At 66.2% G+C, this 20,117-nt stretch carries 22 protein-coding genes; 3 read left to right on the forward strand and 19 right to left on the reverse strand.

Annotated features, from left to right (window positions below):
* Positions 1 to 6: 6 nt before the first annotated feature.
* The 11 genes from AC2FL1_RS12490 to gstA all read right to left on the reverse strand — a co-directional run bounded on the left by AC2FL1_RS12490 (position 7) and on the right by gstA (position 7,467).
* Positions 7 to 288, reverse strand: a complete 282-nt coding sequence (locus tag AC2FL1_RS12490; RefSeq protein WP_496824783.1) for a hypothetical protein — start codon at positions 286 to 288, stop codon at positions 7 to 9.
* On the reverse strand, positions 281 to 550 hold the full coding sequence (locus AC2FL1_RS12495) for a hypothetical protein (protein WP_496824784.1): 270 nt from the start codon (positions 548 to 550) through the stop codon (positions 281 to 283). Before AC2FL1_RS12495 ends, AC2FL1_RS12490 begins: the two co-directional genes overlap by 8 nt.
* A gap of 6 nt (positions 551 to 556) precedes the next feature.
* Positions 557 to 802, reverse strand: coding sequence for a DUF2484 family protein (locus tag AC2FL1_RS12500; protein ID WP_234137723.1), 246 nt, complete (start codon positions 800 to 802; stop codon positions 557 to 559).
* On the reverse strand, positions 799 to 1,050 hold the full coding sequence (locus AC2FL1_RS12505; protein ID WP_496824786.1) for a DUF2484 family protein: 252 nt from the start codon (positions 1,048 to 1,050) through the stop codon (positions 799 to 801). Before AC2FL1_RS12505 ends, AC2FL1_RS12500 begins: the two co-directional genes overlap by 4 nt.
* Positions 1,047 to 2,234: an APC family permease gene (locus tag AC2FL1_RS12510; RefSeq protein WP_496877149.1), complete on the reverse strand. Its 1,188-nt coding sequence runs from the start codon at positions 2,232 to 2,234 to the stop codon at positions 1,047 to 1,049. Before AC2FL1_RS12510 ends, AC2FL1_RS12505 begins: the two co-directional genes overlap by 4 nt.
* Before the next feature lie 114 nt (positions 2,235 to 2,348).
* On the reverse strand, positions 2,349 to 3,746 hold the full coding sequence (murC, locus tag AC2FL1_RS12515; protein WP_496877150.1) for a UDP-N-acetylmuramate--L-alanine ligase: 1,398 nt from the start codon (positions 3,744 to 3,746) through the stop codon (positions 2,349 to 2,351).
* Complete coding sequence (locus tag AC2FL1_RS12520; RefSeq protein ID WP_496877151.1) at positions 3,743 to 4,840, reverse strand: UDP-N-acetylglucosamine--N-acetylmuramyl-(pentapeptide) pyrophosphoryl-undecaprenol N-acetylglucosamine transferase; 1,098 nt, start codon at positions 4,838 to 4,840, stop codon at positions 3,743 to 3,745. Before AC2FL1_RS12520 ends, murC begins: the two co-directional genes overlap by 4 nt.
* 13 nt (positions 4,841 to 4,853) lie before the next feature.
* Positions 4,854 to 6,017 carry a putative lipid II flippase FtsW gene (gene ftsW / locus AC2FL1_RS12525; protein WP_496877152.1) on the reverse strand — a complete coding sequence of 388 codons (1,164 nt, stop codon included), beginning with the start codon at positions 6,015 to 6,017 and terminating at the stop codon, positions 4,854 to 4,856.
* Between the two features lie 167 nt (positions 6,018 to 6,184).
* Complete coding sequence (locus AC2FL1_RS12530) at positions 6,185 to 6,454, reverse strand: tautomerase family protein (protein ID WP_496877153.1); 270 nt, start codon at positions 6,452 to 6,454, stop codon at positions 6,185 to 6,187.
* A gap of 15 nt (positions 6,455 to 6,469) precedes the next feature.
* Positions 6,470 to 6,856 (reverse strand): nuclear transport factor 2 family protein, encoded by a 387-nt coding sequence (locus tag AC2FL1_RS12535; protein ID WP_496877154.1) that lies wholly within the window; start codon positions 6,854 to 6,856, stop codon positions 6,470 to 6,472.
* Positions 6,853 to 7,467, reverse strand: coding sequence for a glutathione transferase GstA (gene gstA / locus AC2FL1_RS12540; RefSeq protein WP_496877155.1), 615 nt, complete (start codon positions 7,465 to 7,467; stop codon positions 6,853 to 6,855). Before gstA ends, AC2FL1_RS12535 begins: the two co-directional genes overlap by 4 nt.
* A gap of 127 nt (positions 7,468 to 7,594) precedes the next feature.
* Between gstA and AC2FL1_RS12545 the strand changes: the two genes are divergently transcribed.
* The 3 genes from AC2FL1_RS12545 to AC2FL1_RS12555 all read left to right on the forward strand — a co-directional run bounded on the left by AC2FL1_RS12545 (position 7,595) and on the right by AC2FL1_RS12555 (position 10,181).
* The gene (locus tag AC2FL1_RS12545) at positions 7,595 to 7,957 is read left to right on the forward strand and encodes a winged helix-turn-helix transcriptional regulator (RefSeq protein ID WP_496877156.1); all 363 of its coding nucleotides are present in this window, start codon (positions 7,595 to 7,597) and stop codon (positions 7,955 to 7,957) included.
* Positions 7,958 to 8,056: 99 nt separating this feature from the next.
* Complete coding sequence (locus AC2FL1_RS12550) at positions 8,057 to 8,941, forward strand: DMT family transporter (protein ID WP_496877157.1); 885 nt, start codon at positions 8,057 to 8,059, stop codon at positions 8,939 to 8,941.
* 55 nt (positions 8,942 to 8,996) lie between these two features.
* On the forward strand, positions 8,997 to 10,181 hold the full coding sequence (locus AC2FL1_RS12555; RefSeq protein WP_496877158.1) for a BaiN/RdsA family NAD(P)/FAD-dependent oxidoreductase: 1,185 nt from the start codon (positions 8,997 to 8,999) through the stop codon (positions 10,179 to 10,181).
* A gap of 133 nt (positions 10,182 to 10,314) precedes the next feature.
* On the opposite strand, the gene murD is transcribed toward AC2FL1_RS12555, so the two are convergent.
* The 8 genes from murD to rsmH all read right to left on the reverse strand — a co-directional run bounded on the left by murD (position 10,315) and on the right by rsmH (position 20,113).
* Complete coding sequence (murD, locus tag AC2FL1_RS12560; RefSeq protein ID WP_496877159.1) at positions 10,315 to 11,715, reverse strand: UDP-N-acetylmuramoyl-L-alanine--D-glutamate ligase; 1,401 nt, start codon at positions 11,713 to 11,715, stop codon at positions 10,315 to 10,317.
* A gap of 158 nt (positions 11,716 to 11,873) precedes the next feature.
* Positions 11,874 to 12,689, reverse strand: a complete 816-nt coding sequence (locus AC2FL1_RS12565) for a DUF2189 domain-containing protein (RefSeq protein ID WP_496877160.1) — start codon at positions 12,687 to 12,689, stop codon at positions 11,874 to 11,876.
* Positions 12,690 to 12,979: 290 nt separating this feature from the next.
* A complete protein-coding gene (gene mraY / locus AC2FL1_RS12570; RefSeq protein ID WP_496824809.1) occupies positions 12,980 to 14,062 on the reverse strand; it encodes a phospho-N-acetylmuramoyl-pentapeptide-transferase in 1,083 nt (360 codons plus the stop codon).
* A gap of 15 nt (positions 14,063 to 14,077) precedes the next feature.
* A complete protein-coding gene (locus AC2FL1_RS12575) occupies positions 14,078 to 15,472 on the reverse strand; it encodes a UDP-N-acetylmuramoyl-tripeptide--D-alanyl-D-alanine ligase (protein ID WP_496824811.1) in 1,395 nt (464 codons plus the stop codon).
* Positions 15,469 to 16,950 (reverse strand): UDP-N-acetylmuramoyl-L-alanyl-D-glutamate--2,6-diaminopimelate ligase, encoded by a 1,482-nt coding sequence (locus AC2FL1_RS12580; RefSeq protein WP_496877161.1) that lies wholly within the window; start codon positions 16,948 to 16,950, stop codon positions 15,469 to 15,471. The genes AC2FL1_RS12575 and AC2FL1_RS12580 overlap by 4 nt, the downstream gene beginning before the upstream one ends.
* A gap of 18 nt (positions 16,951 to 16,968) precedes the next feature.
* Positions 16,969 to 18,756, reverse strand: a complete 1,788-nt coding sequence (locus AC2FL1_RS12585; protein WP_496824814.1) for a peptidoglycan D,D-transpeptidase FtsI family protein — start codon at positions 18,754 to 18,756, stop codon at positions 16,969 to 16,971.
* Positions 18,753 to 19,121, reverse strand: a complete 369-nt coding sequence (gene ftsL, locus AC2FL1_RS12590) for a cell division protein FtsL (protein WP_496824816.1) — start codon at positions 19,119 to 19,121, stop codon at positions 18,753 to 18,755. The genes AC2FL1_RS12585 and ftsL overlap by 4 nt, the downstream gene beginning before the upstream one ends.
* On the reverse strand, positions 19,118 to 20,113 hold the full coding sequence (gene rsmH, locus AC2FL1_RS12595) for a 16S rRNA (cytosine(1402)-N(4))-methyltransferase RsmH (RefSeq protein ID WP_496877162.1): 996 nt from the start codon (positions 20,111 to 20,113) through the stop codon (positions 19,118 to 19,120). Before rsmH ends, ftsL begins: the two co-directional genes overlap by 4 nt.
* Positions 20,114 to 20,117 lie beyond the last annotated feature (4 nt).

Consider the following 20,117-nt stretch of genomic DNA (forward strand, 5'->3'; position numbering starts at 1 on the left):
CAAAGCTCAGCTGCCGCGGCGCCAGCCGACCCAGCCGACAAATCCCCCCAGCACAAGGCCCAGGATCACCGGCCCCACCCCCAGCGCCGACAACGCCGCAATGCCGATTGCGGCCCAAGGGTCATCGAGGCTCTGAGCATAGAGCATCAGCCCCGCCAATGCGCCGCTGGCGATCATCGCAAGGCTGAGCACCCGGCGCCAGCCACCGGCGCGGGCGAGCCGACGCCCCAGATAGGCGCCCCCCAGCCCCAGCAGCGTGGGCACGACATAGAGCAGCAGATTATCCATCGCTACGGCGCCTCAGGCATCCGATCCCGGCGCCCAGCAACAGGCCCAGCCCGATCGGCGCGCAGAAAAGCATGGCGACGATGCCGGGGCCCATCCCCTCCCATCCGAAGTGTTGCGACTGAAAGATCAGCAGCCAGACTGCAATCGCTGCGAGCAACGCCCCCAACAAGGCCCAGACGGCGGCGCCAATCCGGGCGAGGAGCGCCCCCACCACCAGTCCAAGGGCCAATAGCGCAAGCGGTATGGCGAACTCGGCCTCCATCCCCGGTCAGGCGCGCGGTCGCCGCAGCCAGCGCCCCAGATAGATAACCGGCCAGCGCAGCACCGACATGCCCGCCGCCAGCACCACCAGCCCGATCCAGGGACCATTCTCATAGGTCACATAGCCCAACAGCGGAATGCCCAGCGCGATCAGCGCATAGGCCCGGCGCCAGTGGTGATCACGGCTGGGAAGCATCGCCAACACATTGGCGGCCACCGCCCAGAGACAAGCCAGGATCAGCGACAGGGTCATTCCGCGCGCTCCGCCGGACCAAAGGCCTTGCGCCAGAAATAGCGCAGCGGATTTCGGAACATCGACACAAAACCCGCCAGCGCCAGCAGGCCGGCCAGCAAACCATGCTCATACCCGATGGCAACGATCAGCACGGGCGCCAGGATCAACAGCATCAGCCCCGGCGCATATTGGCGGCGCATGGGCAAAAGCGCGACCACGGTCGCGGCGATCACCCACAAGGCCCCCAACAGGATTGTCCAACTCATAGAATTCCCCTTACCGCAACCGACAGCGCCCCCAGCGACAACACCAGCCCCAGAACGGGTACCACCATCGGAACGCGGAACCGCGCCTCGGGCGCGCGTCTTTTTTGAACGATCAAGGCGCCGTTGACCAGCGCAAACACCGCCAGCAGGATCGAGGATGTGGTCTCGGCCAGCGTCTCGACCGGCACATAGAGCGCGCAAAAGATCACCGCCGCCCCCACCATAAGCGTTGCCAGCACCGGCGTGCCGAACCGCGGATGGGCATTGTGAAAGAGCGCCAGCGCCGGGTTGCGCCCGCCCAGGCCGTAAAGCACGCGGGTGGCCATGACGATCTGCGCCAGGATGCCGTTCAGCGCCGCAAACACCGCGATGGCCGACAGAAAGCCCGCGCCGCTGCCGCGCCCATGTTGCCAGACCAGCGCCAGCGGGCTTTCGGATTGACCCAACTCCGCCAGCGGCACCGCGCGCACCGCCGCCCAGGCCACCAGCGCATAGAGCACCGAGGTCACCACCAGCGAGATCAGGATGGCGCGCGGCAGGGTACGCTCGGGCGCCTCGACCTCTTCGGCCATGTTGACGATATCCTCGAAACCGATGAAGGCGAAGAAAGCCAGAACGCCGCCCAGCCCGATGCCGGTCCAGACAGGCGGCGCCGGGGCGACCCAGTCGGGCGAGGGGTCGGCCCCCAGCCCGGCCCAGACCACCAGCGCCAGCCCGGCCAGTTCGACCACGGTGAACACCGCCGCCAGCGCCAGGCTTTCCAGCACTCCGACGATGGCCACCAGCGTCAGCGCGCCGCCAATGCCGATCATCGCCCAGACCGGGTCGATCTCGGTCACGGCGGTCAGATAGCCGACCCCGCCGCGCAGCACCGCCCCGGCCGAAACCGTGCCCGCCACCACAACGGCAAGACCCACCAACAGCGCCAGAGATTGGCTGTTCAGTCCGGTTCCCACATAGGCGGCCTCGCCCGCCGCCTCGGGCAGGCGGGTGGAGAATTCCGCATAACTGAGCGCAGTGGGCGCCGCGATGAGACCGGCCAGCAAAAAGGCGACCGGCGCCCAGACACCGGCATCGCCCGCCACGGCACCCACCAGAACATATATTCCCGCGCCCACCATGACACCGATGCCATAGGCGGTGAGCAGGCCCAACCCGATCCGTCGTTTCAGTGGCGCGGCCATGATCCTCTCTCCTGCGCTCTACCGGCCCGTTCCTGCCGGACCGGTCCCTACCCTACAGTGCATTAGGAGAATGACAGCCCGACCCGTCGCCGCACGGGCGGCGCGGGCGCGGGCCTATCCCTTCAGCCGATCGGGCAGGCCGTTGGCCCAGGCGCTGATCGTGCCGGCACCCAGACAGACCACCATGTCGCCCGGACGTGCCTGCTCGCGCACCAGCCGTTCCAGGTCATCCTCGCTGAGGATGGCGCGGGCATGGCGATGGCCATGCCGGATCAGCCCGGCGACCAGCGAGTCGCGGTCGGCGCCGGCGATCGGCGTCTCGCCGGCGGCATAGACCTCGGCGATGGCAACCACATCGGCCTCGTTGAAACAGGCGCAGAAATCGTCGAACAGGTTCGACAGGCGCGAATAGCGGTGCGGCTGATGCACGGCGATGACCCGGCCCTCGCTGGCCTGGCGCGCCGCTTTCAGCACGGCGGCGATCTCGACCGGGTGATGGCCGTAATCGTCGATGATGGTGACGCCGTCCACCTCGCCCACCTTGGTAAAGCGGCGGTTGACGCCACCAAAGGCGGCCAATGCGGCGCGGATCTCGTCGGCCTTCATGCCCAGATGGCGGGCCACGGCCACCGCGCTCAGCGCGTTCGATACGTTGTGATCGCCCGGCATCGGCAGGGTGCAGCCCTCGATCACCATCTCTTCATGTTGAAGCTGGATGTCGAAATGCGCCACCCCGCCCTTGTAGGTCAGGTTGATCGCACGCACATCAGCCTGGGCGTTGAAGCCGTAGGTGCGCACGCGGCGGTCGGTGATCCGACCTACCAGTGATTGTACCTCGGCATGATCGGTGCAGCAGACGGCGATGCCATAGAACGGAATGTTCGAGACAAAGTCATAGAACCCCTGCCGCAGACCCTCGATCGAGCCCCAGTGCTCCATATGCTCGGGGTCGATATTGGTGACGATGGCCACGGTGGCGGGCAGCCGGTTGAACGAACCGTCGCTTTCATCGGCCTCGACCACCATCCATTCGCCCTGCCCCATCCGCGCGTTCGAGCCATAGGCATGGATGATGCCGCCATTGATCACGGTCGGATCAAATCCGCCTGCCACCATCAGTTCCGCCATCATGGTGGTCGTGGTTGTCTTGCCATGGGTGCCAGCAATGGCGATGTTGGATTTCAGCCGCATCAGCTCGGCCAGCATGTCCGCGCGACGCACCACCGGTAGGCCCTGCGCGCGGGCACCATCCAGCTCGGGATTGCCGGGCTTGATCGCTGAAGAGATCACCACCACGGCAGCGCCGTCCAGGTTCTCGGCACTCTGTCCCACGAAGATTTCGGCGCCCAGCCCAGCCAAACGCTCGGTTATCTTCGAGCCCCTGAGGTCGGAGCCCTGCACCCGGTACCCTAGGTTCAACAAGACCTCAGCGATGCCCGACATGCCGATGCCGCCGATGCCGACAAAATGGATCGGGCCGACATCCTGCGGCAGTTTGGTGGCAGCGGTCATGGTGTCTCCTTCTCGGCCAGCTGTTCGACCAGTCCGACCAGACGTTCGGTTGCATCGGGGGCGCCGGTGGACAGGGCCGCGTTGGCCATCTGCAGCGCCGCGTCCGGATTGGTCAAGACCGCCACGATCTGCTCTGCCAGCGCGGCGCTGTCAAGGGCGCGTTCCGGGATCAGGATCGCCGCATTGGCGCCGGTCAGCGCGCGGGCATTGGCAGTCTGGTGATCGCCAGTGGCCGCCGCGTAGGGGATCAGGATCGAGGGGCGCCCGATCACACTGATATCGGCAACGCTCGAGGCGCCCGCGCGGCTGATCACCAGTTGCGCCTCGGACATCCGCCGGGGCACATCGTGAAAGAAGGGTTCGACCTCGGCGTCGATACCATGGGCGGCATAAAACTCACTCACCCGCGCACCGTCCTCGTCGCGGGCCTGATGGGCGACGCGGATATACTGACGCAGCTCTTCGGGCAGGGCGGCGATGGCACCGGGCACCACATCGCTGAGGATGCGGGCGCCCTGGCTGCCGCCCATCACCAGGATCGACATCGGATAGGGTCCGGGCGGGATATAAGCGGCACCGGCCCGTTCCAGCACGGCGGCCCGAACAGGATTGCCCACATGCACGCCTTGGGCGCCCTCGGGCAGGTCGGTGGGCCAGACGCCGCAGGCAACGCAGGCAACCCGGCGGGCAAACACCTGGTTGACCCGGCCCAGCACACCGTTCTGTTCATGGATCATGCGCGGCAGCCTGAGCAGCGTTGCCGCCGCCAGCGCCGGGATCGAAGGATAGCCGCCAAAACCCACCACCACATCAGGGCGGTCGCGGCGCATCTGCATCGCGGCCCCGGCGATGCCCGTCGCGATGCGGGGCGCCACCATCGCCTTGGCCAGAACCCCGCCGCGGGCGAAGGTCGCGCTGGACACTTGCGTGATCTCGGTGGTGTGCGGGAACCCCCCGGTATAGCGTGCACCACGGGCGTCGGTGGACAGGCGCACCCGCCAGCCCTTGCGCAGCATCGCCTCGGCCAGGGCCTGGGCGGGGAACATGTGCCCCCCGGTCCCACCCGCCGCGATCATCAGGTATTTCCGCGTCATCCCAACCGCCTGTCTATCCGCGCCCGCGCAACAGGTCGCCAAGCTCTCCTTGCGGGCGGGTGCGGGTGAAACACAGAAGCATGCCCACCGCAATACCGCCCGCGATGAGCGAAGAGCCACCATAGCTCACAAAGGGCAGGGTCATTCCCTTGGCCGGCAGCAGGCGCACGGCCACCCCCATGTTGATCATCGCCTGCACGCCAAAGGTACAGGCAAGGCCGGTGCCTGCAAGGCGCAGGAACATGTCCCGTTCACGCATCAGTCGCAGCAGCGAGCGTACCACGATCGAGGCATAGAGCGCGATAATGATCAGAACCAGAACCAGCCCGTATTCCTCGGCCGCCACCGCGATGATGAAATCGGTATGGGCATCGGGCAGCGACCATTTCACCTGCCCCTCGCCAACACCGACGCCGAACAACCCGCCCTCGCGAATGGCGTTGGTGGCATAGCCCAGCTGTGTGGTGGGATCGACATCGGGGTTCAGAAACCCGTCGATGCGGCGGGCAAAATGTTCGGAACTGGAATAGGCGACCATGCCGCCCAGCACCACGACGCCGGCCATCGCCATCAGCAGCAGCATCGGCGCACCGGCCACGAAATACATAACGCCCCAGCCAAACAGGACCAGACAGGCCTGCCCGAAATCAGGCTGCATCACCAGCATCAGCACGATCGCCACGCAGAGCGCAAAGGACCACAGCCGCCCCGGCGGGCCGTTGATTTCCTGCGAGGCGGCAAACAGCCAGGCGGCGACCACCATGAAACCGGGCTTGAGAAACTCCGAGGGCTGCACCGAGGCGAAACCGAGCGAGTACCAGCGCACCGCCCCCTTGCCGAAATCGGTGCCGAACACCGGTAGCAGCGCCAGCGCCACGAAGGCGCCCAGAAAGCCCAGCACCGCAAGGCGACGCACCAGCACCGGCGACATCATCGAGGTCAGGAGCATCGCCACGATGGCCAGCCCCCCGAAAAACGCCTGCCGCTGCACGTAATGGAACGGATCGAACCCGTTGCGCGCGGCCAGCGGCGGCGAGGCCGCAAGGCCCAGCAGCAGCCCGATCCCGAACAGGATCAGCACGCAGGACATCGACCATTTGTCGAGTGTCCGCCACCATTTGGGAAGAATAGGTTCGCCGCCCCGCTCGGGGACCGCGCCATATACCATCTCGGTCATGACACCACTGCCGCTTGCTGCCTCGTTCGCGCCCCTGTTCGGGGTCTTCGTGCCCGGTTTGCGCCGGATCTGGTGCAAGAGTACTGCAAAGGCGCCCATCGTGCCAGAGGCTTTGTCCGGCACAGGCATTTCTCCGCCCCGGCGCGCGCGGGGGCGGAGAGGCGGGATCAGCCGGCCTTGCGCTGGCGGTACTCCGCCACCGGCAGGCCGGCGATCCCCCAATGTTCCATCTCGACCTCGTCTATGACGACAAACGTGGTCTCGGGGTTCTTGTTCAACACCTGCTTGAGCAGGTCGGTAACACCAGCGATCAGCTCGGCCTTCTGCGCAGGCGTCGCGCCCTCGCGGGTGATCTTGATGTTGACATAGGGCATGTGGGTCTCGGGGTCCTTGTTGGTCTCGGGGTCCTTGTTGGTCTCGGGGTCCGGCGCGCACAAGCGCGCCGGAAAGGGTCAGAGAGGTTCCGAATGGAACACCTTGGCCAGGATCTGCCAGCGCCCGTCCTGCCGCACAAAGGTCAGGAAATCGGTGAAATAGCTGTCACCGATGGCGCAGTTCACTACCGCCCGCGCCGTATCCGGCCCGGCAAAGTCGATCGACTGGATGCGGTCGCGCCGCGCCTCGCCCTTGCTGGCGGGCGAGACCCGCTGATCGACCACCGCGAAATAGGTCTCCATGTCGCGGTAAAGCCAGTCGCCACCGGTGGCACAGGCATAGATCGCCTGCGGGTGGAAGACCTGCCGCAACCGGGCGCTGTCGGCATGGTGCAACCCGTCGAAATAGGTCCCGATCACCGCCTGAACGGCGGCAAAGGGCGCCTCTTCGGTCGTCATGCTCATCCCAACAGCCCCTCGGCCTGCATCGCGGCGCGGGTGGCGGGGCGCTCGGCCACCCGGGCGACCAGCGCCTTGAGGTTGGGCACCGCGTCCAGCGACAGGCCCAGGAAATTGGCCCAGTTGGTAACCACGAACAGATAAGCATCAGCCACGCTGAACTGCGCCCCATTCAGATAGTCGCGGCCATCCGCCAGCATCGCCTCGACGATCTGCATCCGGCCATTGACCCGCTCGACCGCCGCGTCGCGCGCCTCGCCTTCCAGCGGCTTGCCCGAGAAGAACGGCCCAAACGCCTTGTGCAATTCCGAGGCGACGAAATTCAGCTGCTCCTGCACCCGGGTCCGGCCCAGGCCACCGCCCTGCGGCACCAGCCCGGCATCGGGGTTGCGCTCGGCGATCAGCTGCAGGATGGCGGCGCCCTCGGTCACGGTCTCGCCCCCGTCCAGCACCAGCGCGGGCACATATCCCTTGGGGTTGATGGCGCGGAAATCGCCGCCCGATGCGGTGGTGCCGGCGGCAGTGTCCACCTGCTCCAGTTCAAAGCTTTCGCCCGCCTCGATCAACGCGATATGGCTGGCCAGCGAACAGGCACCGGGTTTGTAATAGAGTTTCATCCGTTCCATCTCCTTTTGTCGGATTGCTCTGATGGGCTGGAAGTAATCACCCAGTTACCGAAGTAAACTTGATTTCCTTTTGTTACTGCTTTATCCGGTTACCCCACGGTTACCAGGTGAGAATCCAATGGCGCTCAAGATCACCCGCAACAAGGCCGCCCCCCTGCCCGGCCGCTGCCCGCTGAGCGAATGCATGAAGCTGCTGGGCGGCGCCTGGACCCCGAACGTGATCTGGTATCTCAGCGGCGGAGCACGGCGGTTCAACGAGCTGCGGGTCGATATCCCCGGCATCTCGGCCAAGATGCTGACCACCCGCCTGCGCGAGCTGGAGCACAAGGGCGTGGTCCAGCGCGAGGTGCGCCCGACCTCGCCGCCCTCAGTCGAATACAGCCTAACGGGTCTAGGGCAAGACCTGGTTCCCGCCATCCTGGCGATCGTCGATGTGGGCCATCGACTCAAGAACCGGGATCAGTGCCCCGCAACCCCCTGACGCACCAGCCTTTTGCGGCGCGTCACGTCGCGAACGGAACAGACGCGCCCCCGACCCGCCGCCACCATCGCCCCGTTACCGGGGCAAGGGGCAAAGGGCATGCGCTATTCGACAGGGGTCATTCTGGTGGCAACCGCCGCGCTGCTCTGGTCGCTGATGGGCCTTGCCATCCGCGAAATCGAAGTGGCCGGAACCTGGGCGATCCTGTTCTGGCGTTCGGCGGCGATGGTGCCCGCCCTGCTTGCCTTTTTTGTCTGGCGCAAACGCAAGCCGATCCTGCCCGCCCTGCGCGCCACCGGCCGGGCCGGGCTGATGGCGGGCTTTGGCCTGGTGGTCGCCTTTGCGGGCGCGATCTTTGCCATCCAGTCCACCACCGTGGCCAATGCGGTGTTCCTGTTCGCCGCCTCCCCCTTTCTGGCCGCAGCCCTAAGCTGGGTCGTGCTGCGCGAAACCGTGCGCCCCGCCACCTGGGCCGCCATCGCCATCGCCCTGGTCGGCCTGGTGGTGATGGTGCGCGAGGGGCTGGCGCTGGGGGCGCTGGCGGGCAATCTGGCCGCGCTCGCCTCGGCCATGGGGTTTGCGCTTTTCACCCTGTCGCTGCGCTGGGGACGGCTGGGCGACATGATGCCCGCCGTCGCCATCGGCGGCATGCTGTCGATGATGGTGGCGCTGGGAATGCTCGGGCTCACCGGTCAGCCGCTTTTGGTGCCCGCGCGCGACATCGCCATCGCCATGGCGATGGGCGCGGGGCTGCTGGCGGTGGGCATGGCGCTCTATACGATGGGCAGCCAGGTGGTGCCCGCAGCCGAACTGACGCTGATCACCATGATCGAGTCCATGCTGGCGCCGGTCTGGGTCTGGCTGATCCTGGGGGAAGAGGCCAGCGCAGGCACCCTCTGGGGCGGCGCGATCATTCTCGCCGCTGTGGCATTGAACGCGCTCAGCGGCATGCGGCGTAAGCCGGTGATGCCGCCGATGGCCTGACCCCCGATCACCTGACCCCCTTGCCAAATCGCGCGCGGTACGGCACCCCCGGCAGATGCAGTTGAACACGATCATCCTGGGCGCCGGCGCTGCCGGCATGATGTGCGCGGCCCATGCGGGACCGGGCACGCTGGTACTCGACCACGCCCGCGCGCCGGGGGAAAAGATCCGCATCTCCGGCGGCGGCCGCTGCAACTTTACCAACATGCACGCAGGCCCCGAGAACTTCCTGTCGCAGAACCCGCATTTCTGCAAATCGGCGCTGGCCCGCTATACCCAGTGGGATTTCATCGACCTGGTGAACCGCCACGGTATCGCCTGGCACGAAAAGACCCTGGGCCAACTCTTCTGCGACAGTTCGGCCAAACAGATCGTCGCAATGCTACTCTCGGAGATGGAACGCGCGGGCGCGACCCTCTGGCTCAACACCAGCCTGAGGGAGCTGTCCCATGCCGACGGGCGGTTCGCGCTGACGGTCGAACGCGAGGGCCGGACGGAACGCCTCACCGCCCGCAATCTCGTGCTGGCCACCGGCGGCAAGTCGATCCCCAAGATGGGCGCCACGGGCCTGGCCTATGACATCGCCCGGCAATTCGGCCTGCCGGTGACCGAGACCCGCGCCGGCCTTGTCCCCTTCACCTTTCCCGAGGCGCGGTTTGCCCCGCTCGCAGGTCTCTCGTTGCCAGCCCGCCTGTCGAACGCACGCGCCTCGTTCGACGAGGCGCTGCTCTTCACCCATCGCGGCCTCAGCGGCCCGGCGGTGCTGCAACTCTCCTCTTACTGGCACGAGGGCGAAGAGATCCGCATCGACCTCGCCCCGGACCGCGACCTCTACACCGCACTGCGCGACCAGCGGCAGACCTCGGGGCGCCGCGACCTGACCACCGAACTGGCCCGCCTGCTGCCCGCAAGGCTGGTCGAGGCGCTGGCGCTGCAACTGGGTCTGTCAGGCCGCCTCGCCGATCAGTCCGACAGCGCGCTCCGCGCGCTCTCCGAGGCGTTGCACGACTGGCGCCTGACACCCTCGGGCACCGAAGGTTATCGCACGGCCGAGGTCACGCTGGGCGGCATCGACACAGACGCGCTCGACGCCCGCACGATGGAGGCGAAATCCCTCCCCGGTCTCTACGCCATCGGCGAGGCGGTGGACGTCACCGGCTGGCTCGGCGGCTATAACTTCCAATGGGCCTGGTCCTCGGGACATGCCGCCGGAACCGCGATTGCCAAGGCACAGCGCTGACCGCAAGCGCCGATGCGAGGCGCTGCCTCGCGCTCCGGAGTATTTGAGGCGAAATGAAGGAACAGGCCTTCGCTCGTTCCTTTTGCTTGAAATATACCGGGGGAGTCACCGAAGGTGACGGGGGCAGCGCCCCCTACCCGGCCAGATGTTTCTGTACTTCGGCCATGAAATGTTCGCCGCGGCGTTCGAAATTGTCGTACTGGTCGAAGCTGGCCGCAGCAGGAGCCAACAGCACCATATCGCCCGGCTGGGCCTCAGCGATGGCACGGGCTACCGCCTCTTCCATGGTGGTGCAGACCTCGCTCTCGACCTCCAGTTGCAACGCGAAACCGGCGGCCTCGCGTCCGATCACATAGGCCTTCAGCACCTCGCCCAACCCATCGTTCAGCGAAGCGATGCCGCCCTCCTTCTGCAACCCGCCACAGATCCAGCGGATCCGCTTGAACGCGCCCAGCGCCTTCAGCGCCGCGTCCACATTGGTGGCCTTGCTGTCGTTGACATAGGTGACCCCGCCCGCCTCGGCCACGATCTGGCTACGGTGCGGCAGGCCGGGATAGCTGCGCATCCCCATCTCGATCGCCTTCGGGCTCAGCCCCAGCGCCCGGCAGGCGGCATAGGCCGCGCAGGCGTTCTGGTGGTTATGCGCCCCCGGCAGCCCGCGAATATCGCGCAGGTCGATGGACCCTGCCTGCCGCCCCTTGCGGTACTCGCTCAGATACCCCTTGCGCGCAAACACCTGCCAGCCCGGCCCGGTCAGCTTGCGGCTGACCGAGACCCGGATCACCCGGTCATCGCCCGGTCCTTCGGACATCTGGCCCGCCAGATACATCCCCTCGGACTCGTCCACCCCGATCACCGCCCGATCCGGCCCGCCCTCGGCAAAGAGGCGGCGCTTGGCCGCGAAATACCCGCCCATGCCGCCATGCCGGTCCAGATGATCGGGCGACAGATTGGTGAACACCGCCACATCCGGCGTCAACGCGCGGGCCAGGTCGGTCTGATAGCTGGACAGCTCCAGCACCACGACCGAGCCCTCTTCTCCCGGTTCGATATCCAGCACCCCGCGCCCGATATTGCCCGCCAGTTGCGCGGGCCGCCCGGCCTCGGTCAGGATGTGATGGATCAGCGCCGAGGTGGTCGACTTGCCGTTCGACCCTGTCACCGCCACCACACGGGGCAGTGTGTCCATGCTGTTCCACTCGGGTCCTGCGAAGGAGCGGAAGAAGAGGCCGATATCATTGTCGACCGGCACCCCTGCCTCCAAAGCAGCGGCGATTACCGGGTTGGGTTCGGGGTAAAGGTGAGGGATGCCCGGCGACACGACCAGACAGGCGGTATCGTCCCAGACGCCCTGTTTGCGCAGGTCGCGGATGGTGAACCCCTCGCCCTCGGCCGCCTCGCGCGCGGCCGGGTTGTCATCCCAACACAGCGCCTCTGCGCCCCCCGCGCGCAAGGCCCGCGCCGTGGCCAAACCCGAACGGCCCAGACCCAGAACCGCCACCTTGGCGCCCGCAAACCCTTTGACCGGGATCATGCCTGCTCTCCCTCAAACCCATCCGCCGCCACCCTGTACCGAGGCTCTGGCGGATTGCAAGCGGGGCAAGGGAGGGGAAAGGAACATATCCATTCCTTGGCGCGGTTCGCGAAACTTGCCCCCCTCGCCATCGAAATCCGCGCTGCCAACCGGGCACGTCACCCCTCTACCGGCGACACGGCTCGCAGATAGAGGTGCCAAGTCGTATGGCCGAGTATCGGCAGGGTAAAGATCAGGCCCAGGAATGCCGGAACCATCGACAACAGCATGGTGACCAAAATGATCGCCGCCCAGCCGAGCATCACCACCGGGTTCTCCCGCACCACGCGAACCGAGGTGAGCATAGCGGTTATGAAATCGACCTCGCGGTCCAGCAGCATGGGCATGGCAACGACCGTCACCGAGAACAGCACCGCCGACAGGAACGCGCCGACACAGGCGCCGATCGCAAGGAAGATCCAGCCCTCCGGGGTGAAGAAAACCGTGTTCAAAAACCCGTCCAGATCCGAGAAGGACGAGTTCTGCAGGGTGATCACCAGAACGGTCCGGAACTGGTAGAACCACACCCAGAAGATGAACAGCGTGACAAAGGCCATCCAGCCCATTTCGCGCCTGCTCTGGCTGCTCATGACGTTAAGGATGTCCGACCAGCCAAACTCCTCCCCGCGCGCCAGTCGGCGGGACATCTCATAGAGCCCGGCGGCGGCAAAGGGTGCAACCAGCGGAAAACCGATCGCGGCGGGAATGACCATCCAGACCGCGCCGAGCCAGACCAGGCACCAGACGAACAGGAGCCCGAACACCGCATAGAACAGGCCAAAGAACCCGCTCATCATAGGCCGCGCCAGAAAGTCGGCGAAGCCTGCCTTCAGTGACGCCCGGATATCATCCGCCGTCAGCCCGTTGAGCTCGGGCATTCCCTGCTGCGGCGTCGCATGGTCCGACGGTCCGGGGTCCGAGCCACTGGATGTCATGTCTCCCTCCCTCCAAAGTATGCCACAGCCCGGGTCCGTTCGACCTTGAGACCCCGCAGTGAAACACTGCATCCCTTCTCTGAGCCAAAGTCTGCAACAGCTTGGGACACCGGGCAAGGAGGGAGTGTGGCGACAGGTACCGGGGAAATGCCCCCAAGCCTCCGCATCCTTGGCGTCGCCATTAAGAGTCCACTCTTCCTCGAAAGGCATGTTTGGCGGTCAGCGAACGTCGAAAACGAGGTTTGCCCGACCCCTATGAAACGGTCAATTCGGTGTACGAAAGGCCCGCCTCAGCGGACCTTGAGCGTGGCCAGCCCGATCATCGCCAGGATCAGCGAAATGATCCAGAAGCGGATCACGATGGTGGGTTCGGCCCAGCCCTTTTTCTCGTAATGGTGATGGATCGGGGCCATCAGGAACACCCGCTTGCCGGTGCGCTTGAAATAGAGCACCTGGATGATGACACTCAGCGCCTCGACCACAAATAGCCCGCCGACGATGGCCAGCACCAGCTCGTGCTTGGTCGCCACCGCGATCGCGCCCAGCGCGCCGCCCAGTGCCAGCGAACCGGTATCGCCCATGAACACCGCCGCAGGCGGCGCGTTATACCACAGGAACCCCAACCCGGCGCCAAACAGGGCGGCGGTGAAGATCAGGATCTCTCCGGTTCCCGGCACGTAATGCACGTCGAGATATTCGGTAAAGTCGACCCGGCCCACCGCATAGGCGATGACGCCCAGGGTCGAGGCCGCGATCATCGCGGGCATGATCGCCAGACCGTCCAGCCCGTCGGTCAGGTTGACCGCATTGGCCGAGCCGACGATGACGCAGATCGCGAAGGGCACATAGAGCAGGCCCAGATTGATCAGCGTGTCCTTGAACACCGGCAGCGCCAGCTGGTTCTGCAATTCGGCCGGGTGGTTGTAGCTGGCCCAGAGCGCGGCGATCACCGCGATGATGATGCCCAGCGCCAGCCGCATCTTGCCCGATACGCCCTTGGTGTTCTGTTTCGACACCTTGGCATAGTCGTCGGCAAAGCCGATCAGCGCATAGGCCAGCGTCACGAACAGCACCATCCAGACAAACGGGTTGTCCCAACGCGCCCAGAGCAGGGTCGAGGTCAACAGCGCCCCCACGATCAGCAGCCCGCCCATGGTCGGCGTGCCCGCCTTGGAAAAATGCCCCTCGGGGCCGTCGTCGCGGATCGGCTGGCCCTTGCCCTGCTTGCGGCGCAGCACGTTGATCAGCGGGCGCCCGAACAGGAACCCGAAGATCAACGCCGTCATGAAGGCCCCGCCCGCGCGGAAGGTGATGTAGCGGAAGAGGTTCCAGACATCCCCCCCGTCCGACAGGGCGGTCAACCAATAAAGCATGCGACGGCGTCCTTGTTACGTTTCCGACTGTTTCGATCCGGCCCCATGGCCCATTTCGCGCAGCCCGTCAACAAGACGGGCCAATCCCATGCTGAGCGAGCCCTTGACCAGCACTGCATCGCCCGGCGCGACCAATGCGGGCAGTTCGGCCAGCATTTGCGCGCCGGTCTCTGTCCAACGCCCACGTTTGGCCTCGGGCAAAGCATCAAACAGGTCGCGCATCAGCGGCCCGATGCAATGGACCCGGTCGATCATTTCCATCGCCGGCAGCACGGCCAGCCCGGCATGCAGCGGCAGTTCCTCGGGACCAAGCTCCTTCATGTCGCCCAGAAAGGCGACCCGGCGGGTGCTCGGAGCAGCTGCCAGCACCTCAAGCGCAGCACCGACCGACGTGGGATTGGCGTTATAGCTGTCGTCGAACAGGGTCAGCGTCCCGCCCGCGAGAGATATCGTTTCACGCGCGCCGCGCCCTTTGTAGGGCGTCCAGCGCTCCAGCCCTTGCAGCGACAACTCCGCATCGGCGCCCAGTGCATCGCAGCAGGCCAGGGCGCCCAGCGCGTTCATCGCGAAATGCGTTCCCGCCGATTGCAGGGAGAAGCGGACAGGGCCGGCCGGTGTGTCGGCGCGGGCATGGGTCACCCCATCCGCCACCTCGACCCCGGTCAGGCGATAGTCTTGCGCGGCACGCCCGAACGAGAGTTGCCGGGCACCCTGCGCCGCGGCGCGCAGGATATCCGCCTCGGCGATATCGGCGTTCAGAACCGCCACACCGCCGGGCTCCAGCCCCTCCATGATCGCGGCCTTCTCGCGCGCGATACCTGCCACGTCGTCAAACGCCTCCAGATGAACCGCCGCGACGGTGGTGACCATTGCCACATGCGGGCGGGCCTGGCGGGCCAGCGGCGCGATCTCGCCGGGATGGTTCATGCCGATCTCGATCACCGCAAATTCGGTGTCGCGCGGCATCCGCGCCAGTGTCAGCGGCACGCCCCAGTGGTTGTTATAGCTGGCGACACTGGCATGGGTGCGGCCCTGAACGCCCAGCATGGCGGCCAGCATTTCCTTGGTCGAGGTCTTGCCGACACTGCCGGTCACCGACACCACCCGCGCCTGTGTACGGGCGCGACCCGCGCGGCCCAGGGCCTCGAGCCCGGTTTGCACGTCATCGACCAGCAACAGCGGCGCGTCCGGGGCCACCCCCTCGGGGATGCGCGAGACCAGCGCGGCGCCCGCGCCCTTCTCAAGCGCCTGCGCCACAAAGTCATGCCCGTCGCGGGCGGCGGTCAGTGCGACGAAGAGGTCGCCCGGCGCAATGGTGCGGGTGTCGATCGAGATACCGGAGACCTGCCAGTCGCCCAGGGCGCGCCCCCCGGTGGCCTCGGCGGCTTCGGCTGCGGTCCAGAGGGTCATGCCAGCCTTCCTTCCAGTGCGGCCACCGCGATGCTGGCCTGTTCCACATCGTCAAAAGGCAGCACCTGATCGCCCACAACCTGCCCGGTCTCATGTCCCTTGCCGCAGATCAGCAAGGCATCGCCCGGTTCCAGCGTGTCGACCCCTCGCAGGATCGCCTCGGCCCGGTCGCCCACTTCGGTGGCGCCGGGGGCGCCCTGCATCACGGCCGCGCGGATCAGGGCGGGGTCCTCGCTGCGCGGGTTGTCGTCGGTGACAATGACGATATCGGCGTTCTCGACCGCCGCCTTGCCCATAAGCGGGCGTTTGTACGGGTCGCGGTCGCCTCCGGCGCCGACGATAGCCACCAGACGCCCCATCACATGCGGGCGCAACGCCTTGAGCGCGGTGGCCACCGCATCGGGGGTATGGGAGTAATCGACAAAGACCGCAGCACCATTGGCGCGGGTCGCGGCCAGTTGCATCCGGCCCCGGACCGTGCCCAGATGCGGAAGGGTTTCGAACACGCGTTCGGGCGCGTCGCCGCTGGCGATGACAAGCCCGCAGGCCAAAAGGATGTTTTCCGCCTGAAAACCGCCGATCAGGTCAAGCCGTGCCTGATAGGCCTTGCCCCGCCAGGAAAACAGCAGGTCCTGCCCGGTGGCGTCGAACCGCTGGTTGGTCAGGCTCAGATCGCAGGGGCCGCGCCCAACGGTCAGCACGTTCTGGCCACGCGCGGCGGCAATGGCGCGCATCTCGGCGCCTTTGGGGTCATCCATGTTGATCACCGCCACCCCATCAGGCGGCAGCACACGGCGGAACAGCCCCGCCTTGGCGGCGAAATAGGCCTCGAAGGTTTCGTGGTAATCCAGATGGTCCTGGGTGAAATTGGTGAAACCGGCAGCCTTGAGCACCACCCCATCGAGCCGCCGCTGTTCCAGCCCGTGGCTGGAGGCCTCCATCGCCGCATGGGTGACGCCGTTTGCCGCCGCCTCGGCCAGACAGCGGTGCAGGGTGATCGGCTCGGGCGTTGTATGGGCCAGCGGCGCGGTCCAGGCGCCCTCGACCCCGGTGGTGCCCAGGTTGACGGCATCATGGCCCAGCTCGGTCCAGATCTGACGCACAAAGGTCGAGACCGAGGTCTTGCCGTTGGTGCCGGTGACCGCGACCATGGTGGCGGGCTGCGCCCCAAACCACAGCGCCGCCGTCAGGGCCAGCGTCTGGCGCGGATCCTCGACCACCACCAGCGCGGCCTGCGAGGCGTCCAGTTCGGCAGCCGCGATGCGGGCGCCCTCGGCATCGGTCAGGATGGTGCTGGCGCCCATGCGCAGCGCATACTGGATGAACTCGCCGCCATGCACCCGACTGCCGGGCAGCGCCGCGAACAGGAACCCGTCGCGCACCTGACGACTGTCGACGGCCAGCCCGGTGATTTCAGGGTCACGCCCGCCCCGGGCGGTCAGCGCCAGATGGCTTAGTCTTCGTGCCGAGTCACCCATGGCGCCCTCACCTCATGTTCAGTTCGAGGTGAGCGTATAGCCAGCCCCCTGCCCGGGCTCAAGCTGTGGCCTGAGACCCAGAAGCGGCGCCACCCGACCGATCAGTTCGGCAGCGACCGGCACCGCGGTCCAACCGGCGGTACGGCGCTTTTCGCCATAGGCCAGGATCGACGGCTCATCCAGCGTCACCACCAGCACGTATTTCGGGTCCGAGGCCGGGAACAGGCTGGCGAATGTGGCGATCACCTTGTCCTCGTAATAGCCGCCGCGCGGCTTGGGTTTGTCGGCTGTGCCGGTCTTGCCGCCCACCTGATAGCCCGGCACCTCGCCAAAGCTGGCGGTGCCGCTGGTGACCACCTTGCGCAGCATCGCCCGTGCCTGCCGGGCAGCATTTTCCGACATTACCCGGGGGCCATATTGCGGGCCCTTCTGTTTCAGCACTGTCGGGCTGACATATTGCCCGCCATTGGCGATGGCCGCATAGCCCGCCGCCAGATGCATCGGACTGGTCGACAGACCATGGCCATAGGAAATGGTGACGGTGCTCAGCTCGCCCCAGGTCTTGGGCTTGAGCGGCTGCCCGCCCGAGGCCTCGACGATCTCGAACGGGGTCGGGTCGAACATGCCGAGACTGTTCAGGAAGGCCTGCTGCCGTTCGGCCCCGATCTGCAGCGCCAGCCGCCCGGTGCCCCGGTTCGAACTGTGCACGATCACGTCGGCGATGCTGATCTTGCCGTAATTCTTGTTGTTGAACTCGCCGATCGGGAACTTGCCGATCCGCATCGGCCCCGAGGTGTCGATGATGGTATCGGAATTGACCAGCCCCAGATCGACCGCCTGAGCGGCGGTGAAGATCTTGAAGACCGAACCCAGCTCGTACACCCCTTGTACATAGCGGTTGAACAGCGGGCTGTCCGATGGATCGAACCCGCTGGTGGGTGGGCGTGGCCGGTCATTGGGATCGAAAGAGGGCAAGGACGAAGCGGCCACCACCTCGCCCGTATGCACATCCATCAGGACGGCCGAGGCGCCCTTGGCGCTCATGATCTTCATTCCGCCGTCCAGCACTTGCTCCATCGCCGCCTGCACAGTCAGGTCCAGCGACAGTTGCAGGGGCTTGGCGCCATTGGCCGGATCGCGCAGATAGCCGTCGAATTGCTTTTCCACGCCCGCAACGCCGATCACCTCGGCGGCGTCGACGCCCTCGCGACCAAAGCCCGCACCGCCCAGGACATGCGCGGCCAGCCGGCCATTGGGATAAAGCCGCATCTCGCGCGGGCCAAACAGCAGACCGGGGTCTCCGATATCATGCACCGCCTGCTTCTGTTCGGGGCTGATGCGTTTCTTGATCCAGATGAACTTGCGCTTGCCGGTAAAGTCGCGCACCAGCCGATCCTTGTCCAGATCGGGGAAGATGCTGACCAGCCCCTCGGCGGCGGCGACGGGGTCGACCATCTGCGGCGGCTGGGCATAAAGCGAATGGGTCTCGAAATTGGTGGCCAAGAGCCGCCCTTCGCGATCAACGATATCGGCCCGTTGGGCGGCAATGGAGGCGCCCGGAGCACTGGCCAGCGGCTCCTGAGCCTCGGAAGAGGCCAGCATGCCCATACGGGCGCCAACCACCGAAAATGCACAGAAGAAAAAGACGCCCAGCACGAGCAGCCGCCCCTCGGCCCGGGCGCGCGAACGGTCCTGCATCTCTTCATGGCGCAGGCGGATGTTCTCGCGTTCGATCAGATCCGGATTCTCACCCTTGGCACGGGCATGCAGGACTCGGGCGAGCGGGCGCAGAGGGGTGCGGATCATGGCTGTTGCTCCGGCGGCAGGGTTCCGGCGTCCGAGAAATTCGACACGTCGATCCCGTTGATGATCGGCAGGGCGGGATCCTCGGCATACATGATTTCCGAGACCCGCCCGAACTGGTCGGCACGCATGGGCAACAGGCCCAGACGCTCGAAATTCAGGTCAGCAAGCTCGCGCAGGCGGTCGGGACGGTTGAGATAGGCCCATTCGGCACGCAGCACGCTCAGCCGGACCTGGGCCTCGCCGATCTGGCGTTGCAGGCGCTGGGTGTCTTTCAGCACTTCCTGGGTGCGGTAATTCTCCTGATAGGCCCAAAGCGCCAGTCCCAGAACCGCCAGCGCCGTCAGCACATAGAACACACTTTTCACCGCGATCCCCCCTTGAGTTGCGGCATGCCGATGGACTTGGCATCGACCGCGCCCGCCGGCGCGTCGGTGCGCACCGCCACCCTCAGCTTGGCGGAGCGCGCGCGCGGGTTCTCGGCCAGTTCCTGATCGTCGGGCCCGATGGCCTTGCGCGTCAGCAGCTCGAACTGCGGCGCGTCCTCGACGGTTTCGGGCGCATAGCGATTGGCCCGCCCGCTGCGCCCGGCCCGCGCCTGAAGGAAACGCTTGACCATCCGGTCCTCGATCGAATGAAAGGTGACAACCGCCAGCTTGCCGCCGGGCTTCAGCGCCCGCTCGGCCGCCATCAGCCCTTCGAACAATTCGTCGTATTCGGCATTCACCGCGATGCGCAGCGCCTGAAAGCTGCGGGTGGCGGGATGCGACTGGCCCGGCTTGGGGCGGGGCAGACAACTTTCGACGATGGCGGCCAGTTGCAGAGTCGTCTCGATCGGCGCGTCGGCTCGCGCCTTGACGATGGCCCGCGCGATGCGGCGGCTGGCGCGCTCTTCGCCATAATGAAACAAGATATCGGCCAGTTCGGCCTCGGTCGCGGTATTGACCAGATCGGCGGCACTCGGCCCCTCCTGGCTCATCCGCATGTCGAGCGGGCCATCCTTCATGAAGGAAAACCCGCGCTCGGCGAGGTCAAGCTGCATCGAGGAGACCCCGAGATCGAGCACGACTCCATCCAGATCGCTGGCATATTCATCCATGCGGGAAAACACGCCCTGCTGCATCACCAAGCGGTCGCCATATTCACCGGCCCAATCCGCCGCCAGCTCAAAGGCCAGCGGATCGCGGTCGACCGCGATGACGCGGTCAGCCCCGGCGGCCAGTAGGCCGCGGGTATAGCCACCAGCGCCGAATGTACCGTCCAGCCAGACCCCCGACACCGGCGCAACCGCCGCCAGAAGCGGGCGCAGCAGAACGGGAATGTGGGGATCGTCGGGAGAGGGGGCAGCGGTTCCGGACATGACC

It is taken from the genome of Ruegeria sp. YKSF070, assembly GCF_059612725.1.

What these genes read in the sequence shown, in the direction of transcription:
- AC2FL1_RS12550 (WP_496877157.1), top strand. Translation starts at nt 8,057, where the DNA reads ATGCGCTATTCGACAGGGGTCATTCTGGTGGCAACCGCCGCGCTGCTC.
- murD (WP_496877159.1), bottom strand. Translation starts at nt 11,715, where the DNA reads ATGATCCCGGTCAAAGGGTTTGCGGGCGCCAAGGTGGCGGTTCTGGGT.
- AC2FL1_RS12510 (WP_496877149.1), bottom strand. Translation starts at nt 2,234, where the DNA reads ATGGCCGCGCCACTGAAACGACGGATCGGGTTGGGCCTGCTCACCGCC.
- AC2FL1_RS12535 (WP_496877154.1), bottom strand. Translation starts at nt 6,856, where the DNA reads ATGAGCATGACGACCGAAGAGGCGCCCTTTGCCGCCGTTCAGGCGGTG.
- gstA (WP_496877155.1), bottom strand. Translation starts at nt 7,467, where the DNA reads ATGAAACTCTATTACAAACCCGGTGCCTGTTCGCTGGCCAGCCATATC.
- AC2FL1_RS12580 (WP_496877161.1), bottom strand. Translation starts at nt 16,950, where the DNA reads ATGGGTGACTCGGCACGAAGACTAAGCCATCTGGCGCTGACCGCCCGG.
- mraY (WP_496824809.1), bottom strand. Translation starts at nt 14,062, where the DNA reads ATGCTTTATTGGTTGACCGCCCTGTCGGACGGGGGGGATGTCTGGAAC.
- AC2FL1_RS12500 (WP_234137723.1), bottom strand. Translation starts at nt 802, where the DNA reads ATGACCCTGTCGCTGATCCTGGCTTGTCTCTGGGCGGTGGCCGCCAAT.
- AC2FL1_RS12565 (WP_496877160.1), bottom strand. Translation starts at nt 12,689, where the DNA reads ATGACATCCAGTGGCTCGGACCCCGGACCGTCGGACCATGCGACGCCG.
- AC2FL1_RS12585 (WP_496824814.1), bottom strand. Translation starts at nt 18,756, where the DNA reads ATGATCCGCACCCCTCTGCGCCCGCTCGCCCGAGTCCTGCATGCCCGT.
- AC2FL1_RS12520 (WP_496877151.1), bottom strand. Translation starts at nt 4,840, where the DNA reads ATGACGCGGAAATACCTGATGATCGCGGCGGGTGGGACCGGGGGGCAC.
- AC2FL1_RS12555 (WP_496877158.1), top strand. Translation starts at nt 8,997, where the DNA reads ATGCAGTTGAACACGATCATCCTGGGCGCCGGCGCTGCCGGCATGATG.
- AC2FL1_RS12575 (WP_496824811.1), bottom strand. Translation starts at nt 15,472, where the DNA reads ATGACCCTCTGGACCGCAGCCGAAGCCGCCGAGGCCACCGGGGGGCGC.
- AC2FL1_RS12490 (WP_496824783.1), bottom strand. Translation starts at nt 288, where the DNA reads ATGGATAATCTGCTGCTCTATGTCGTGCCCACGCTGCTGGGGCTGGGG.
- ftsW (WP_496877152.1), bottom strand. Translation starts at nt 6,017, where the DNA reads ATGACCGAGATGGTATATGGCGCGGTCCCCGAGCGGGGCGGCGAACCT.
- AC2FL1_RS12545 (WP_496877156.1), top strand. Translation starts at nt 7,595, where the DNA reads ATGGCGCTCAAGATCACCCGCAACAAGGCCGCCCCCCTGCCCGGCCGC.
- murC (WP_496877150.1), bottom strand. Translation starts at nt 3,746, where the DNA reads ATGACCGCTGCCACCAAACTGCCGCAGGATGTCGGCCCGATCCATTTT.
- AC2FL1_RS12505 (WP_496824786.1), bottom strand. Translation starts at nt 1,050, where the DNA reads ATGAGTTGGACAATCCTGTTGGGGGCCTTGTGGGTGATCGCCGCGACC.
- AC2FL1_RS12495 (WP_496824784.1), bottom strand. Translation starts at nt 550, where the DNA reads ATGGAGGCCGAGTTCGCCATACCGCTTGCGCTATTGGCCCTTGGACTG.
- rsmH (WP_496877162.1), bottom strand. Translation starts at nt 20,113, where the DNA reads ATGTCCGGAACCGCTGCCCCCTCTCCCGACGATCCCCACATTCCCGTT.